At 69.8% G+C, this 13,205-nt stretch carries 14 protein-coding genes; 3 read left to right on the top strand and 11 right to left on the bottom strand.

Translation table 11 applies throughout. From position 1 onward, the window contains the following. Nucleotides 1-31: 31 nt before the first annotated feature. Nucleotides 32-694 carry a hypothetical protein gene (locus GE300_RS11350; RefSeq protein ID WP_154446674.1) on the bottom strand — a complete coding sequence of 221 codons (663 nt, stop codon included), beginning with the start codon at nucleotides 692-694 and terminating at the stop codon, nucleotides 32-34. An 86-nt stretch (nucleotides 695-780) separates the two neighbouring features. Between GE300_RS11350 and GE300_RS11345 the strand changes: the two genes are divergently transcribed. The 3 genes from GE300_RS11345 to GE300_RS11335 all read left to right on the top strand — a co-directional run bounded on the left by GE300_RS11345 (nucleotide 781) and on the right by GE300_RS11335 (nucleotide 3,344). Next, the gene (locus GE300_RS11345; protein WP_154446673.1) at nucleotides 781-1,521 is read left to right on the top strand and encodes an endonuclease/exonuclease/phosphatase family protein; all 741 of its coding nucleotides are present in this window, start codon (nucleotides 781-783) and stop codon (nucleotides 1,519-1,521) included. 28 nt (nucleotides 1,522-1,549) lie between these two features. Continuing rightward, nucleotides 1,550-2,731: an acetyl-CoA C-acyltransferase gene (locus GE300_RS11340; RefSeq protein ID WP_154446672.1), complete on the top strand. Its 1,182-nt coding sequence runs from the start codon at nucleotides 1,550-1,552 to the stop codon at nucleotides 2,729-2,731. 229 nt (nucleotides 2,732-2,960) lie between these two features. Next, nucleotides 2,961-3,344 carry a rhodanese-like domain-containing protein gene (locus tag GE300_RS11335; RefSeq protein ID WP_154446671.1) on the top strand — a complete coding sequence of 128 codons (384 nt, stop codon included), beginning with the start codon at nucleotides 2,961-2,963 and terminating at the stop codon, nucleotides 3,342-3,344. 15 nt (nucleotides 3,345-3,359) lie between these two features. Here the strand turns inward: GE300_RS11335 and GE300_RS11330 are convergent, their stop codons facing one another. From GE300_RS11330 to GE300_RS11285, 10 genes are all read right to left on the bottom strand, one after another. Further along, nucleotides 3,360-4,280, bottom strand: coding sequence for a dihydrodipicolinate synthase family protein (locus GE300_RS11330; RefSeq protein WP_154446670.1), 921 nt, complete (start codon nucleotides 4,278-4,280; stop codon nucleotides 3,360-3,362). Nucleotides 4,281-4,382: 102 nt separating this feature from the next. Continuing rightward, nucleotides 4,383-5,873, bottom strand: a complete 1,491-nt coding sequence (locus tag GE300_RS11325) for a GMC oxidoreductase (RefSeq protein ID WP_154446669.1) — start codon at nucleotides 5,871-5,873, stop codon at nucleotides 4,383-4,385. A 61-nt stretch (nucleotides 5,874-5,934) separates the two neighbouring features. Continuing rightward, nucleotides 5,935-6,762, bottom strand: coding sequence for a TolB family protein (locus tag GE300_RS11320; protein WP_154446668.1), 828 nt, complete (start codon nucleotides 6,760-6,762; stop codon nucleotides 5,935-5,937). Next, on the bottom strand, nucleotides 6,737-7,168 hold the full coding sequence (locus GE300_RS11315; RefSeq protein WP_154446667.1) for a family 43 glycosylhydrolase: 432 nt from the start codon (nucleotides 7,166-7,168) through the stop codon (nucleotides 6,737-6,739). The genes GE300_RS11320 and GE300_RS11315 overlap by 26 nt, the downstream gene beginning before the upstream one ends. Beyond that, nucleotides 7,165-8,214 carry an L-glyceraldehyde 3-phosphate reductase gene (gene mgrA / locus GE300_RS11310; RefSeq protein ID WP_154446666.1) on the bottom strand — a complete coding sequence of 350 codons (1,050 nt, stop codon included), beginning with the start codon at nucleotides 8,212-8,214 and terminating at the stop codon, nucleotides 7,165-7,167. Before mgrA ends, GE300_RS11315 begins: the two co-directional genes overlap by 4 nt. Nucleotides 8,215-8,274: 60 nt before the next feature. Continuing rightward, on the bottom strand, nucleotides 8,275-9,411 hold the full coding sequence (locus GE300_RS11305) for a Gfo/Idh/MocA family protein (protein ID WP_154446665.1): 1,137 nt from the start codon (nucleotides 9,409-9,411) through the stop codon (nucleotides 8,275-8,277). After that, on the bottom strand, nucleotides 9,408-10,178 hold the full coding sequence (locus tag GE300_RS11300; RefSeq protein ID WP_154446664.1) for a sugar phosphate isomerase/epimerase family protein: 771 nt from the start codon (nucleotides 10,176-10,178) through the stop codon (nucleotides 9,408-9,410). The genes GE300_RS11305 and GE300_RS11300 overlap by 4 nt, the downstream gene beginning before the upstream one ends. 87 nt (nucleotides 10,179-10,265) lie before the next feature. Next, entirely contained in the window at nucleotides 10,266-11,345 is a 1,080-nt protein-coding gene (locus tag GE300_RS11295; protein WP_154446663.1) for an ABC transporter ATP-binding protein, read from the bottom strand. A 4-nt stretch (nucleotides 11,346-11,349) separates the two neighbouring features. After that, a complete protein-coding gene (locus tag GE300_RS11290; RefSeq protein WP_233416942.1) occupies nucleotides 11,350-12,291 on the bottom strand; it encodes a carbohydrate ABC transporter permease in 942 nt (313 codons plus the stop codon). Beyond that, the gene (locus GE300_RS11285; protein ID WP_154446662.1) at nucleotides 12,284-13,177 is read right to left on the bottom strand and encodes a carbohydrate ABC transporter permease; all 894 of its coding nucleotides are present in this window, start codon (nucleotides 13,175-13,177) and stop codon (nucleotides 12,284-12,286) included. Before GE300_RS11285 ends, GE300_RS11290 begins: the two co-directional genes overlap by 8 nt. Nucleotides 13,178-13,205: the final 28 nt, after the last annotated feature.

Genomic DNA, 13,205 nt, shown 5'->3' with positions numbered 1-13,205 from the left:
AATGCGCTGCGGGAATTTCTTCAGTCGGACTTCAGCGCCGGCGGCGGAACCTGGCCTTGCGGTAGAGGGCGCGGTTGTGCTCGATGAACTCGGCGATCAGCCCCGCGGCCAGATAGTCCCGCCCCTTGAGATAGAGATAGCCCGACGCGGCGCCGGCGGCGGCGCCGAGGGTATCGACCATCAGATCGCCCATGGTGTCGTCAAGGCCGGACTTCTGCATGTTGGCGCCGAACACCTGGTCGACGCCGTACTCGAAGATCTCCCACAAGGTGCCGATGCTGATCCCGAAGGCGAAGGAGATCACCGCCAGCGCGGTGGCGGGGGCGGCAAAGCTGTCGCCCTCGAACAGCATGAACGCGAACAGGAATCCCAGCAGCCCGAAGCCGACCGCCGAAAAGCCGTGCAGCGCGATGTCCCACCACCAGACCTTTTCATAGAAATCAAATGCTTCGCCCATGAAGATCGCGCCGAAGACGAAGGCCACGATCCACACCACGAAGGCCACCGGCAGGCGCAGCCCGAGACCCTGGGCGAAGGCGATCGGCACCAGCGCCAGCGCCAGCGTCACCAGCGAGATGAACACCAGCGACCAGCGGCCGGTGATCGTCGAGGCCAGGGCCGCGACCGCCGCGGTGGCGACGATCAGCTTCGCCGTCTGGGCGCGCGACAGTATCTTCCGGCCACTGCTCGGCATGGTTCGGCCGCTCCTCGACGGGTCCGTGGTGACATTCGCAGGTGTCTTCCCATATCTAGGGCATGACCCGGGATGGCGACACCCCCATGAAGCTGCGCGTGGCGACCTACAACATGCGCAAGGGCATCGGCCTCGACCGCCGGCGCCGGCCGCAGCGTGCGCTCGACGTGATCGCCGCGCTCGAGGCGGATGTCGTCGCCGTGCAGGAGGCCGATCGCCGGCTGGGCCCGCGGCGCGCGGCGCTGACCGCCGAGATGATCGCCGCCGGCAGCGACCTGGCCCCGGCGCGGGTGGCGTTGAACGAGGTCAGCATCGGCTTCCACGGCAACGCGCTGCTGCTGCGCCGGGGGCTGAGCGTCGGCGCCGTCGAGCGGCTACACCTGCCCGGGCTGGAGCCGCGCGGCGCGGTGCTGGCCGACATCGACGGGCCGGTGCCGTTCACGGTGATCGCGCTGCACCTGGGCCTGCGGCGGCGCGACCGCCGCGCGCAGCTGGCCGCGGCGCTGGCGGCGCTGGCGGCGCGCCCGGCGCGCCCGGCGATCTGGCTGGGCGATTTCAACGAGTGGTCCCCCGACAAGGGGCTGGAGGCGCTGACGCAGGGGCACCGGGTGGTCAGCCCCGGTCTCAGCTACCACGCCGCCCGCCCGCTCGCGGCGCTGGACCGGATTGCGACCGGCGCCGGCATCGGCGTGTACGACGCCGGCGTCTGCGAGACGCGGCTGTCGCGCATCGCCTCGGACCACCTGCCGGTCTGGGCCGACCTGACGTTGCCCGCGGCCGGCGCCGGCGCCGCCGTGCCGCAGGGCGGCCCCGGCCCGCATTCATGAGACCCGCATTCATGAGAAAGGACACCGCATGACCGATACCGTCGTGATCGCCGGCGCCGCGCGCACCGCCATCGGCGGCTTCCAGGGCGCGCTGGCGCCGCTGGCGGCGCCGCAGCTGGGCGGCCATGCCATCGCCGCCGCGCTGGCGCGCGCCGGCGTCGAGGCGCGGGCCGTGGACGAGTTGCTGATGGGCTGCGTGCTGCCGGCCGGCCAGGGCCAGGCGCCGGCGCGGCAGGCGGGCTTCGCCGCCGGGCTGGGCCAGGACGTGCCGGCGACGACGGTGAACAAGATGTGCGGCAGCGGCATGAAGACGGTGATGATGGCGCACGACCAGCTGGCGCTGGGCGACGGCGACATCCTTGTCGCCGGCGGCATGGAGAGCATGTCGAACGCGCCCTACCTGCTGCCGCAGATGCGCGGCGGCGCGCGGATGGGCCACGGCGCGGCGCAGGACCACATGTTCATCGACGGGCTGGAGGACGCCTATGACAAGGGCCGGCTGATGGGCACCTTCGCCGAGGACTGCGCCGGGAAGTACCAGTTCACCCGCGCGGCGCAGGACGACTATGCGCTGGCTTCGCTGCGCGCGGCGCTGGCGGCGCAGGCGCAGGCGGCGCGGGACGAGATCGCGCCGCTGACGGTCTCCACCCGCAGGGCCGAGGCGGTGGTGACGGTCGACGAGCAGCCGGCGACGGCGCGGCCCGAGAAGATCCCGACGCTGAAGCCGGCGTTCCGCGACGGCGGCACCGTGACCGCGGCCAACGCCAGTTCGATCTCGGACGGGGCGGCGGCGCTGGTGCTGTGCCGCGAAAGCGTGGCGCGGGCGCACGGGCTGACGCCGCTGGCGCGGGTGCTGGGCCACGCCAGCCACGCCCAGGCCCCGGGCTGGTTCACCACCGCCCCGGTGCCGGCGGCGCGCAAGCTGATGCAGCGGCTGGGCTGGCAGGCGCGGGACGTCGATCTGTGGGAGGTCAACGAGGCCTTCGCCGTGGTGCCGATGGCGTTCATGCGGGAACTCGACGTGCCGCGCGAACGTTTGAACATTCGCGGTGGCGCCTGCGCGCTGGGTCATCCGATCGGTGCCTCGGGGGCGCGGATCCTGGTGACGCTGCTGGCCGCGCTGAAGGAACAGGACAAGGAACGCGGGATGGCCGCGATCTGCATCGGCGGCGGCGAGGGCACCGCGATTGCGTTGGAGAGACTAAATTGATCAGGAAGCACCCACGGACCGGCGAAGTATTTGAACCTCACGTTTTCAAGGATGGCTTCTATAGGATGGCAGACCCGGCCCATGGAAGCACCAAGCACCACGCGAAAGACCAAATACGTGTAGGAACCTTGGAAGAAGTTCGTAACCTGCTTGGGAAAGGGTTCTCGCTGAGAATGCGCGGAAAAGTTACGCGACAGGTAAACTTGATCAAACCCGAGGAGATTGAACTTTGAAACCCGTCAAGGAGATGGTGGCCGAGGCCAACCTGGAGGTCGATCACATGCCCGCCGCCGAGGCGCGGGCGCTGCATGGCCAGGAGGCGGTGACCTTCGTCGACCTGCGCGACGTGCGCGAGTTGCAGCGCGAGGGGATGATCCCCGGCGCGTTCCACTGCCCGCGCGGCATGCTGGAGTTCTGGATCGACCCCGACAGCCCCTATGCCAGGGAGGAGTTCCGGCAGGACAAGCGGTTCGTGTTCTACTGCGGCTCGGGCTGGCGCTCGGCGCTGGCGGCGAAGGCGGCGCAGGACATGGGGCTGCACGGCGTCTGCCACATCGAGGACGGCTTCGAGGGCTGGAAGGAGGCCGGCGGCCCGGTCACCGCTAAGGCGTGAGCGGGCCGCGCGCGCTTACCTGCCCCAGCTCAGCGCCAGCGGGTTCACCTCGCGCGCCAGCTCCAGCAGTTCCGCGCGCTGCGCCGGGTGCATGGGCCGCGTCGGGTGGCGCACCGCGTCCGAGCCGATCACGCCGCCTTCCTTCATCACCACCTTGCACGACCGCCAGCCGCACTGGCGGTTCTCGTAGTTGATCAGCGGCAGCAGGTCGCGATAGATCGCCCTGGCGGTCTGCCGGTCTCCGGACAGATGCGCGGTGACGGCGGGCTTGATCAGGTCCGGCAGCGTCGCCGAGGTCATCGTGCCGGTGGCGCCGGCGTCCATGTCGGCGATCAGGGTGATCGCCTCCTCGCCGTCGAACGGGCCTTCGATGGCATCGCCCCCGGCCTCGATCAGCGCGCGCAGCTTGGCGGCGGTCTGCGGCGTCTCGATCTTGAACAGCTTCACCTGCTCGATCTCGCGCGCCATGCGCACCAGGAACGGGATCGACAGGGTGGTGCCGGCCATCGGCGCGTCCTGGATCATGATCGGAATGTTGCCGGCGCGCCCTGCCCGCTGGAAATGCTCGAAGATGCCCTGCTCGTCCGCGCGCAGGATCGCGCCGTGGTAGGGCGGCATCATCATCACCATCGCCGCGCCCATCGCCGCCGCCTCGGCCGCGCGGTCCTCTACCACCTGGGTGGCGAAATGGCTGATGGTGACGATCACCGGCACCCGGCCTGCGGCCTGCTCAAGGCTGGCGCGGGTCAGCTGGGCGCGCTCGTCGTCGGACAGCAGGAACTGTTCGGAGAAGTTCGCCAGGATGCAGATCCCGTCCACCCCCTGGTCGACCATGCAGTCGATCACCCGGCGCATGCCGTCGAGATCCACCCGGCCGTCGTCGTGGAAGGGGGTGGGCGCAACCGGCCAGATGCCGGTGTAGGGGCGGGTCGTCATCCGAATTCCTCCGTCGGTCCAGGGTCGCGCGGCCGTTGCCGCGCGCCCTGAGTAGCGCACCGGTTTGCGGCTGTCGCCCGGTTTCTGCCCGGTTTCTGCGGCTCAGTCGCGGATCGCATGCAGGTGGTCGGCCAGCCGCAGCGCCAGCTGCACGATGGTGTAGGTCGGGTTCGCGTGACCGCCGGTGGCGAACACGCTGGAGCCGCCGATGTAGAGGTTGTCGATCCCATGCACCCGGCAGTCGGCGTCCACCACGCCGCGGCGCGGGTCCGCGGCCATGCGGGTGGTGCACATGTGGTGCTTGCCGGCGACCTCGTCCGCGTCAAGGTCCGGCCACGGCGCGTCGTCGGACAGCAGCCAGTCGCGGATCCTGAGCCGCCCGCGGTCCTGCTCGGCCATGTGCAGGGCGAAGGCCAGCGCGGCGGTGCGCATCGACCGCCGGTCCTGCCGGGTCAGGCGCCAGTCGAGCCGGCTGCGGCGCAGGCCCAGCGCGTCGACACCGTCGCCCAGCATCACCCGGCTGTCCGGGTTCAGCGCCTGCTCCTGCGCCACCCGCACCGTTGCCGTCGGGCAGCCGTTGGCGCGGGCGCGGGCCAGCAGCCCGCGGTGCAGCGCCGAGTCGGCGGGGATCGCCGCGACCAGGCTGGCGGTCAGCGCCGCGTCGCAATCGGCGATGTCTTCGCGCGGCGGCGCGCCGGGCGGGTTGAACCGCGCCGGCTCCAGCCGCAGGCCGAAGTTCAGGGTGTCCGCGGCCTCGGCGAATTCCGGGCGCGGGCGGTAGAATTCCAGATCGTCCGCGCCCTGCCCCAGCAGCGCGTCGGCGACGGTGAAATGCGGATGCTCGCAGAAATGCCGCCCGACCAGGCCGTGACGGTTGCCCAGCCCCTCGGGGCGCTGGCTGGTGAAGTTGAGCAGCAGGCGCGCGTTCTCGATCCCGCCGGTGCACAGGCAGAAGCGGCGGGCGCGGATACGGAAACCGGGATCGTCCGGGGCATAGCTACGGAACGCCGCCTCGGCGACGCGGCCGAGGCCGTCGTCCAGCCGCAGGTCGACCAGGTTGGCGTTCAGCGCACAGACCAGCGTCGGCGCCGCCTGTAGCGCGTCCCGGTACCTGTCGCCGAAGCGCGTCGGCGGCGAGTAGCGCATCGCGAAACGGTGGAAGCGCAGCGTGCTCTGGATCACCGGCGGCAGGTCCGGCTCCGGCGGCAGCTCGAGGATGCCTTCAGTCTCGGCGGCGTAGGGATCGAGATCGGCCTTGGCTATCGGCCAGCCGCTGAGCGGCACATGCGCCCGCGGCGCGAAATCCAGCGCGTCGAGCGCGCGGCTCCACCCGGCCCAGTGGTTCGAGCTGCCGCCGAACAGGCGCAGCCGCGGCTGGTCCAGCGGCCAGTAGTCGAGACCGGCCACCTGCCCCTTGTAAAGGTTCTGGCTGCGCGGCGCGTAATCCTCGCCGCCGCCCTCCATCAGCGCCACCCGCGCGCCCGCGGCCGCCAGCTTGCGGGCAAGAGTGATGCCGGCCGGGCCGGTGCCGATCACGCACACGTCGAACGCCCGGTCGAGTGCGCTGCGGTCGGTCTCGGCGTCGACGATCATGCCTGGCGGCGGCCCCGACGATCCGGGCGGGGCCGCGCCAGGAAGCGGCGGGTGGCGTCGGTCATGCGTCCCTTTCGTAGCTGGCGAAGGCGAAATGGCGGCTGTCGGGCGCCCAGCAGGGCACGTTGATCGTCCCCTGCCCGCCGAAAAGCTGCAACAGCGTGCGCGGTTCGCCGCCGGTCGCGGGCATCAGGCGCAGCTCGACCTCCAGTCCGCCGGGGTGCCCTTCGGTCCCCGGCGGGTAGGACAGGTACAGCACCTGGCGCCCGTCCGGGGACGGATGCGGGAACCAGTTGACGCGCGCGTCACGGGTCATGCGCTCGGGGGCGCCGCCGGCCGCGGGCACGCGGTAGAGCTGCGCATGGCCCGGCTTGTCGGCGTTGAACCAGATCCACGCGCCGTCGGGCGTGTAGTCCGGCCCGTCGCAATGGCCCAGATCGCGGGTCAGCCGGGTTTCCCCGCCGCCGGCGGCGGGCATGGTGAAGATGTCGAAGGCGCCATCGCGCAGCGCGCAGTAGGCGATCGTGCGCCCGTCCGGCGCCCAGCCGTGGAAATAGGACGGCACGTCCGGCGTCAGCCGCGCCGGCGCGCCGCCCGCCAGCGGCAGGGTGTAGATGCAGGACTTGCCGGTTTCGGTCTTGTCGCTGATCGCCAGCGTGCGTCCGTCGGGGGACGGTCCGTGGTCGTTGTTGCAGGCGGTGGCGAAGCCGGTGTCGACGGGCTGCAGCGCGGGCGCGTCGAGCGGCAGCGTCCAGATCCGCCCGTCGGCGTTGACAAGCAGCCGGTCGCCGCCCGGATGCCAGTTCGGCGCCTCGACATGCGCCTCTGCGGTGAACAGCGTCCGCGCGCTGTCTGCCGCCAAGTCAAAGATGTGGATATGGCTGCGCATCAGGCTCTCCGGGTATATGGTCGAAACAAGGGATAGGCGCTGGGCCACAGCCGCGCCGTCCCAAGCCGTGGCCCCGCGACCGAGGGAACGGTGAGGGTGTGGCATCGCGCGTCCCTGAAGCGGCCCTCCGGCCGCCTGGCGTCGGGGTGGGCCGGCCGGAACAGCCCGACGGCACAGCCGAGGCGCGGCGTGCAGTCACCGCAGCTGTCGGGAATGCCGCGCTGTCCAGTTGCGCCGCCCGGTTCAGCGGCCGCGCCGCCAGCGACCGGTTCACCAGGTCGCGCGCGTGGCGGATCTGGCCCTCCGGGAACCTATCGAAGGTCGCGGTGGCGCTGTAGTCGTCCGACCCTGCCCGGCAGATCGTCGGATCGGGGGTGACGCCGGGCAGGATCGGGCTGCGGATCATCGCTGCGCGGCGCCTTCGCTGGTGCCCGAGGACTGCGCCCAGAGGTTGATCTTCTCCTCGTCGGCATAGCGGTCGATCTCGGCCAGTTCCTCGGCGGTGAACTCCAGATTCTTCACCGCGCCGACGCAATCCTCGACCTGGGCGGCGCGCGAGGCGCCGATCAGCGCGGTGGTGATGCCGCCGTCGCGCAGCACCCAGGCGATCGCCATCTGCGCCAGCGTCTGGCCGCGGCGCTCGGCGATGGCGTTCAGCGCGCGGATGTTCTCGATCGCGCGCTCGGACAGCATCTCCTGGCGCAGCGACTTGCCCTGGGTGGCGCGGCTGCCCTCGGGGATGCCCTTGAGGTACTTCGCCGTCAGCATGCCCTGCGCCAGCGGCGTGAACGCGATCGAGCCGACGCCCAGCTCCGTCAGCGTGTCCTTCAGCCCGTCGCGTTCGACCCAGCGGTTGAGCATGTTGTAGGACGGCTGGTGGATCAGGCAGGGCGTGCCGAGATCGTTCAGGATCCGGACCGCCGCGCGCGTGTCCGTGGAATTGTAGGACGAGATCCCGACATAAAGCGCGCGGCCCGAGCGGACGATGTGATCCAGCGCGCCCATCGTCTCCTCGAGCGGGGTGTCCGGGTCGAACCGGTGCGAGTAGAAGATGTCGACATAGTCCAGCCCCATGCGCCTGAGGCTCTGGTCGCAGGAAGAAATCAGGTACTTGCGGCTGCCCCATTCGCCGTAGGGGCCATCCCACATGCGATAGCCCGCCTTGGACGAGACGATCAGCTGGTCGCGATAACCGCGAAGGTCGGTCTTCAGGATCTCGCCGAAGGCTTCCTCGGCGCTGCCCGGCGGCGGGCCGTAGTTGTTGGCGAGGTCGAAATGGGTGATGCCGTTGTCGAACGCGGCGCGGACGATCTCGCGCTTGGTCCGGTGCGGGGTGTCGTGGCCGAAATTGTGCCACAGCCCCAGCGAGACCGCCGGCAGTTTCAGGCCCGAGCGGCCGCAGTGGCGGTAGACCATGCGTTCGTGGCGGTCCTCGGCGGGTACGTAGGTCATGGGAAATCTCCGTTTTGGTGCCCGGCGATCCGTAGCACCGCCGGGCACGCGGTCAAAGGCTCAGCGCAGCAGCGCGCGCGCCTGGTCCGGGTCCAGCGGCTGCGGCCGGGTGCAGGTGGTGCCGACGTCGACGAAGCTGCCGCTTTCGCCCGAGGCGAGGATCGCGGTCATCACGTCGAGCGCGTGCAGCGTGCGCTCGAGCGAGCAGCGCGGCTCGCGGCCCTCGAGGATCGCCAGCGCCATGTCGGCCAGACCGGCGGTGCGGTAGTTCGCCCGCGGCGGCGTGTGCCGGTCGTCGTTCACCTTCGAGAACGGGTGATCCCAGTCCGGCACCGCGGCGATCTTGCCGTCGCGGCCCGCCTTCTCGACGGTGCCGCCGAAGAAGTTCGGGTCGGGCACGAACAGCGCGCCTTCGGTGCCGTACAGTTCCATGTTGGCATGGCGGTGCGCCCAGACGTCCCAGCTGGTCGACAGGGTGACGGTGGCGCCGTTCTCGAACGCCAGCAGCGCGTGCACGTTGGTGGGCGTGGCGACCGGGATCTCCTCGCCCTTGCGCGGCGCGGACAGGATCGTGCGCGTCGGCGTGGCCGATGACGCCAGCGCCGCCACCCGCGCCACCGGGCCGATCAGGTTGATCAGGTTGGCGATGTAGTACGGGCCGACGTCCAGCACCGGGCCGCCGCCGGGCTGGAAGAAGAAGTCCGGGTTCGGGTGCCAGTGCTCCATGCCGTGCGACATGACATGCGCGGTGCCGGCGGTGATCCGGCCGATCTCGCCATCGTCGATCAGCTTGCGCGCCAGCTGGTGCGCGCCGCCCAGGATCGTGTCCGGGGCGCAGCCGACGGTCAGGTTCCGCGTCTGCGCCGCTTCGCGCATCCTGATGCCGTCGGCGACGCTCAGCGCCAGCGGCTTTTCGGAATAGACGTGCTTGCCGGCCTCCAGCGCCGCCATCGACACCGGGTAGTGCGCCTCGGGGATGGTCAGGTTCACCACCACGTCGATGTCGCCGTCGGCCAGCAGATCGTCGATGCCCGGCGCCTTGACGCCGAACCTGCCGGCCTGCGCCCGCGCGGTCTTCATGTTCAGGTCGGTGACGGCGCGCACCTCGATGCCGCGGAACATCGGCGCGAATTGCAGGTAGGCGGTCGAGATGTTGCCGCAACCGATGATCCCGACACCAAGCGTCTTCTCGGTCATGCCCGGCCCCCCAGCAGCTTGGAGATGGCATCGTACGAGCGCCGGGCGAAACGCTCGGGATCGCTGGGCTTGTCGTGCTCGGCCACCCACAGCTTCACGTCGCAGCGCGCCAGCGCCGCCACCAGCGCGGCCCAGTCCACGGTGCCGTGGCCCACGTCGGCCCAGCCGTCCTCGTCCGCGCATTCGCCCTGCGGCGCGATGTCCTTGACGTGGACCGCGGTGATCCGCGCGCCGTGCCCGTCGATCCAGGCCAGCGGGTCGCCGCCGCCGCGGATGATCCAGGCGATGTCGGCCTCCCACTCCAGGTCGGGGCCGCCGGCGAGGATGTGCTCCATCGGCGTCGAGCCGTCGTCCAGCGCGGCGAACTCGAAGTCGTGGTTGTGCCAGCCGAACGCCAGGCCGGCATCGCGGATCGGCGCGGACGCCTTCTCCAGCCGCGCGCCGAAATCGCGCCAGCCGGCGGCGTCGGCCGGCCGGTCGCCGGGGCCGATGTGCGGACAAAAGACGCGGGAGATGTCCAGCTTGCCGGCGATCTCGCACACCCGGTCGGGGCTGTTCTCCAGCATGTCGAGGCTGAAGTGCCCGGACGGCATCTTCAGCCCGGTCTGCGCCAGCGCGGCCTGCACCGCCTCGACCTTGGTGGCGTCGGCGTAGAGCGCGCCATAGCCCTCGACCTGGGTGTAGCCGGTGGCGGCGAGCATCTTCAGCGTTGCCGCCAGGTCGGGCGCGCTGCGTGCGCTGTAGAGCTGGAAGGAAATGTCGGTCATGGCAAAACTCCGTTCTTGGCAGGTTTCGGCCCCGGAACGCTTCCGGGACGCGGTTGCAAGGGCCGCGCCGCGCGGGCGCGGCGGATGTCAGAAGCGCTGTTCGCTGTCGCGGTCGAACAGCGACGCCCTGGTCGGATCGAAGCCCAGGCCCACCTGCTGGCCGGCGGCCAGGCCGTGGCCGGGCGCGGTGCGTGCCGACAGGGTCTGGCCGGCGAACTGCATCCACACCAGGCTGTCCGAGCCCATCGGCTCGTCGATGTCCACGGTCGCGGGCAGGCCGCCGGCCCCGTCGGGGCCGATGGTGACATGCTCGGGGCGCACGCCCAGGATCACCGCGCGGCCGTCGGCGGCAGGCACCGCGCCGTCATAGCCGGCCAGCGGGACCGTCAGATCGCCGGTGCGGAACGCCGGCGCGCCGCCGGCGCTGGTGATGTGCCCGTCGAGAAAGCTCATCGACGGCGAGCCGATGAAGCCGGCGACGAACAGGTTGGTCGGCTTGTTGTAGATCGTCGCCGGGTCGGCCAGCTGCTGGATGACGCCGCCGCGCATCACCGCGATGCGGTCGGCCAGGGTCAACGCCTCGATCTGGTCGTGGGTGACGTAGACCATGGTGTTTTCCAGCTGCTGGTGCAGGCGCTTGATCTCGACCCGAAGCTCGCTGCGCAGCTTGGCGTCGAGGTTCGACAGCGGCTCGTCGAACAGGAACACGTCGACGTCGCGCACCAGCGCCCGGCCGATGGCGACGCGCTGGCGCTGGCCGCCGGACAGCGCCGCCGGGCGCCGGTCCAGCAGCGGCTCGATCTGCAGCACCTTCGCGGCGCGGGCGATCCGCTGCTCGATCTCGGCCTTCGGCAGGCGCTGGTTCTTCAACCCGAACGACAGGTTGCCGCGCACGCTCATCTGCGGATAGAGCGCGTAGGACTGGAACACCATGCCGATGCCGCGGTCCTTCGGCTCCTCCCAGGTGACGTTCCGGCCGCCGATGTGGATCTGCCCGTCGCTGACGTCGAGCAGCCCGGCGATGCAGTTCAGCAGCGTGGACTTGCCGCAGCCCGAGGGACCGAGCAGCACGATGAACTCGCCCTCGGCAATGTCGAGGTTCAGCTGCTTGAGCACGTCGAGCGCGCCGAAGCTGAGCCGCAGGTCCCGGATCTCGATGGTGGCCATTCGCTTATCCCTTCACGGCGCCGGCGGCGATGCCGCGGACGAACAGCTTGCCCGAGAAGAAGTAGACGACCAGCGGCACCAGACCGGTCAGGATCGTGGCGGCCATGTTGACGTTGTACTCCTTCACGCCCTGCACCGAATTGACGATGTTGTTCAGCTGCACGGTCATGGGATAGACGTCGGGGCGGGTGTAGACGACGCCGAACAGGAAGTCGTTCCAGATGCCGGTGACCTGAAGGATGATCGCCACCACGAAGATCGGCAGCGACATCGGCAGCATGATGCGGAAGTAGATCCCCCAGAACCCGGCGCCGTCGACGCGGGCGGCCTTGAACAGTTCCTCGGGGACGGAAGTGAAATAGTTGCGGAACAGCAGCGTCAGGATCGGCATGCCGAAGATCGAGTGCACGATCACCAGCCCGGTCAGGCTGCCGTAGAGGCCGATTTCCCGCAGCAGGATCACGATCGGGTAGATCATCACCTGGTAGGGGATGAACGCGCCGATGATCAGGATGGTGAAGAACACGTCCGCGCCCTTGAAGCGCCAGTTCGCCAGCGCGTAGCCGTTGACGCTGGCAATCGCGATCGACAGCACCACCGACGGAATCAGGATCCGGACCGAGTTCCAGAAGCCGCGCGAAAGCCCGTCGCAGTTCAGGCCGGTGCACGCCTCGGACCAGGCCTTCACCCAGGGCTGGAACGTGACCTCCACCGGCGGCGAGAAGATGTTGCCCAGACGGATTTCCGGCATGCCCTTGAGCGAGGTCACGACCATCACGTAAAGCGGCAGCAGGTAGTACAGCGCGATCACGATCAGCGTGCCGTAGAGGATGACGTTCCGCCGCGAGAGCGCGCGGCGCGGACGCGGCCCCGTCGGCCCGTCCAGCCGGCCGGCGACGGCATCCGCCCCCACCACCGTCGAGGCGAGGATCTGCGGGTTAGCCATGCTTCCTGCCTCCGAACTCCAGATAGGCCCAGGGGATGACGATGATCACCACCGTGACCAGCATCATCGTCGAGGCGGCAAAGCCCTGCCCGAGGTTCTGCGCCTGGAACATCAGGTCGTAGACGTATTTCGCCGGCACTTCCGAGGCGATGCCCGGCCCGCCGCCGGTCTGCGCGACGATCAGGTCGTACAGCTTGACGATGCCGGTGGCGATGATCACCAGCGTGGTGATGAACACCGGGCGCATCATCGGGATGACGACGAACAGGTAGGTCTTCCACATCGGGATGCCCTCGACGCGGGTCGCCTTCCAGATGTCCTCGTCGATGCCGCGCAGGCCGGCCAGCATCAGGCACATCACCAGCCCGGTGCCCTGCCAGAGCCCGGCGATCAGCACGCCGTAGATCACGATCGAGCTGTCGTAGAGCGGATCGAAGGTGAAGCTGTCCCATCCCAGCCCGCGGACGATGTTCTGCACGCCGAAATCCGGGTTCAGGATCCACTGCCAGACCAGCCCGGTGACGATGAAGCTCAGCGCGAACGGATAGAGGAAGATGGTGCGGAACGTGTCCTCGAAGCGGATCTTCTGGTCCAGCAGCGCCGCCAGCAGAAAGCCGATCAGCAGGCTGAAGACCAGCGACAGCACGCCGTAGATCGCCAGGTTCTCGATCGAGATCAGCCAGCGGCGGGTGCCCCACAGCCGCTCGTACTGGTCGAGACCGACGAAGTTGGTGCGCGGCAGCAGCTTCGAGTCGGTGAAGGAATAGACCACGGTCCAGACCGAGCAGCCGACGAACACCACCACGGCGGTCAGGATCATCGGGATCGCGGCGATCTTGGCCGAGAGGTTCCGGAACAGCTGTGTCGGGCGCTTGCCGTTGGACATGCGTCTGCCTGTTGCTGGGGCCGCCTTC

It is taken from the genome of Halovulum marinum (genome assembly GCF_009697225.1).
Lineage (GTDB): Bacteria > Pseudomonadota > Alphaproteobacteria > Rhodobacterales > Rhodobacteraceae > Halovulum > Halovulum marinum.
The sequence above is the reverse complement of the archived record's forward strand: the minus strand, read 5'-3'. Positions and strand labels throughout refer to the sequence as shown.

What these genes read in the sequence shown, in the direction of transcription:
- GE300_RS11350 (WP_154446674.1), bottom strand. Translation starts at nt 694, where the DNA reads ATGCCGAGCAGTGGCCGGAAGATACTGTCGCGCGCCCAGACGGCGAAG.
- GE300_RS11345 (WP_154446673.1), top strand. Translation starts at nt 781, where the DNA reads ATGAAGCTGCGCGTGGCGACCTACAACATGCGCAAGGGCATCGGCCTC.
- GE300_RS11340 (WP_154446672.1), top strand. Translation starts at nt 1,550, where the DNA reads ATGACCGATACCGTCGTGATCGCCGGCGCCGCGCGCACCGCCATCGGC.
- GE300_RS11330 (WP_154446670.1), bottom strand. Translation starts at nt 4,280, where the DNA reads ATGACGACCCGCCCCTACACCGGCATCTGGCCGGTTGCGCCCACCCCC.
- GE300_RS11325 (WP_154446669.1), bottom strand. Translation starts at nt 5,873, where the DNA reads ATGATCGTCGACGCCGAGACCGACCGCAGCGCACTCGACCGGGCGTTC.
- GE300_RS11320 (WP_154446668.1), bottom strand. Translation starts at nt 6,762, where the DNA reads ATGCGCAGCCATATCCACATCTTTGACTTGGCGGCAGACAGCGCGCGG.
- GE300_RS11315 (WP_154446667.1), bottom strand. Translation starts at nt 7,168, where the DNA reads ATGATCCGCAGCCCGATCCTGCCCGGCGTCACCCCCGATCCGACGATC.
- mgrA (WP_154446666.1), bottom strand. Translation starts at nt 8,214, where the DNA reads ATGACCTACGTACCCGCCGAGGACCGCCACGAACGCATGGTCTACCGC.
- GE300_RS11305 (WP_154446665.1), bottom strand. Translation starts at nt 9,411, where the DNA reads ATGACCGAGAAGACGCTTGGTGTCGGGATCATCGGTTGCGGCAACATC.
- GE300_RS11300 (WP_154446664.1), bottom strand. Translation starts at nt 10,178, where the DNA reads ATGACCGACATTTCCTTCCAGCTCTACAGCGCACGCAGCGCGCCCGAC.
- GE300_RS11295 (WP_154446663.1), bottom strand. Translation starts at nt 11,345, where the DNA reads ATGGCCACCATCGAGATCCGGGACCTGCGGCTCAGCTTCGGCGCGCTC.
- GE300_RS11290 (WP_233416942.1), bottom strand. Translation starts at nt 12,291, where the DNA reads ATGGCTAACCCGCAGATCCTCGCCTCGACGGTGGTGGGGGCGGATGCC.
- GE300_RS11285 (WP_154446662.1), bottom strand. Translation starts at nt 13,177, where the DNA reads ATGTCCAACGGCAAGCGCCCGACACAGCTGTTCCGGAACCTCTCGGCC.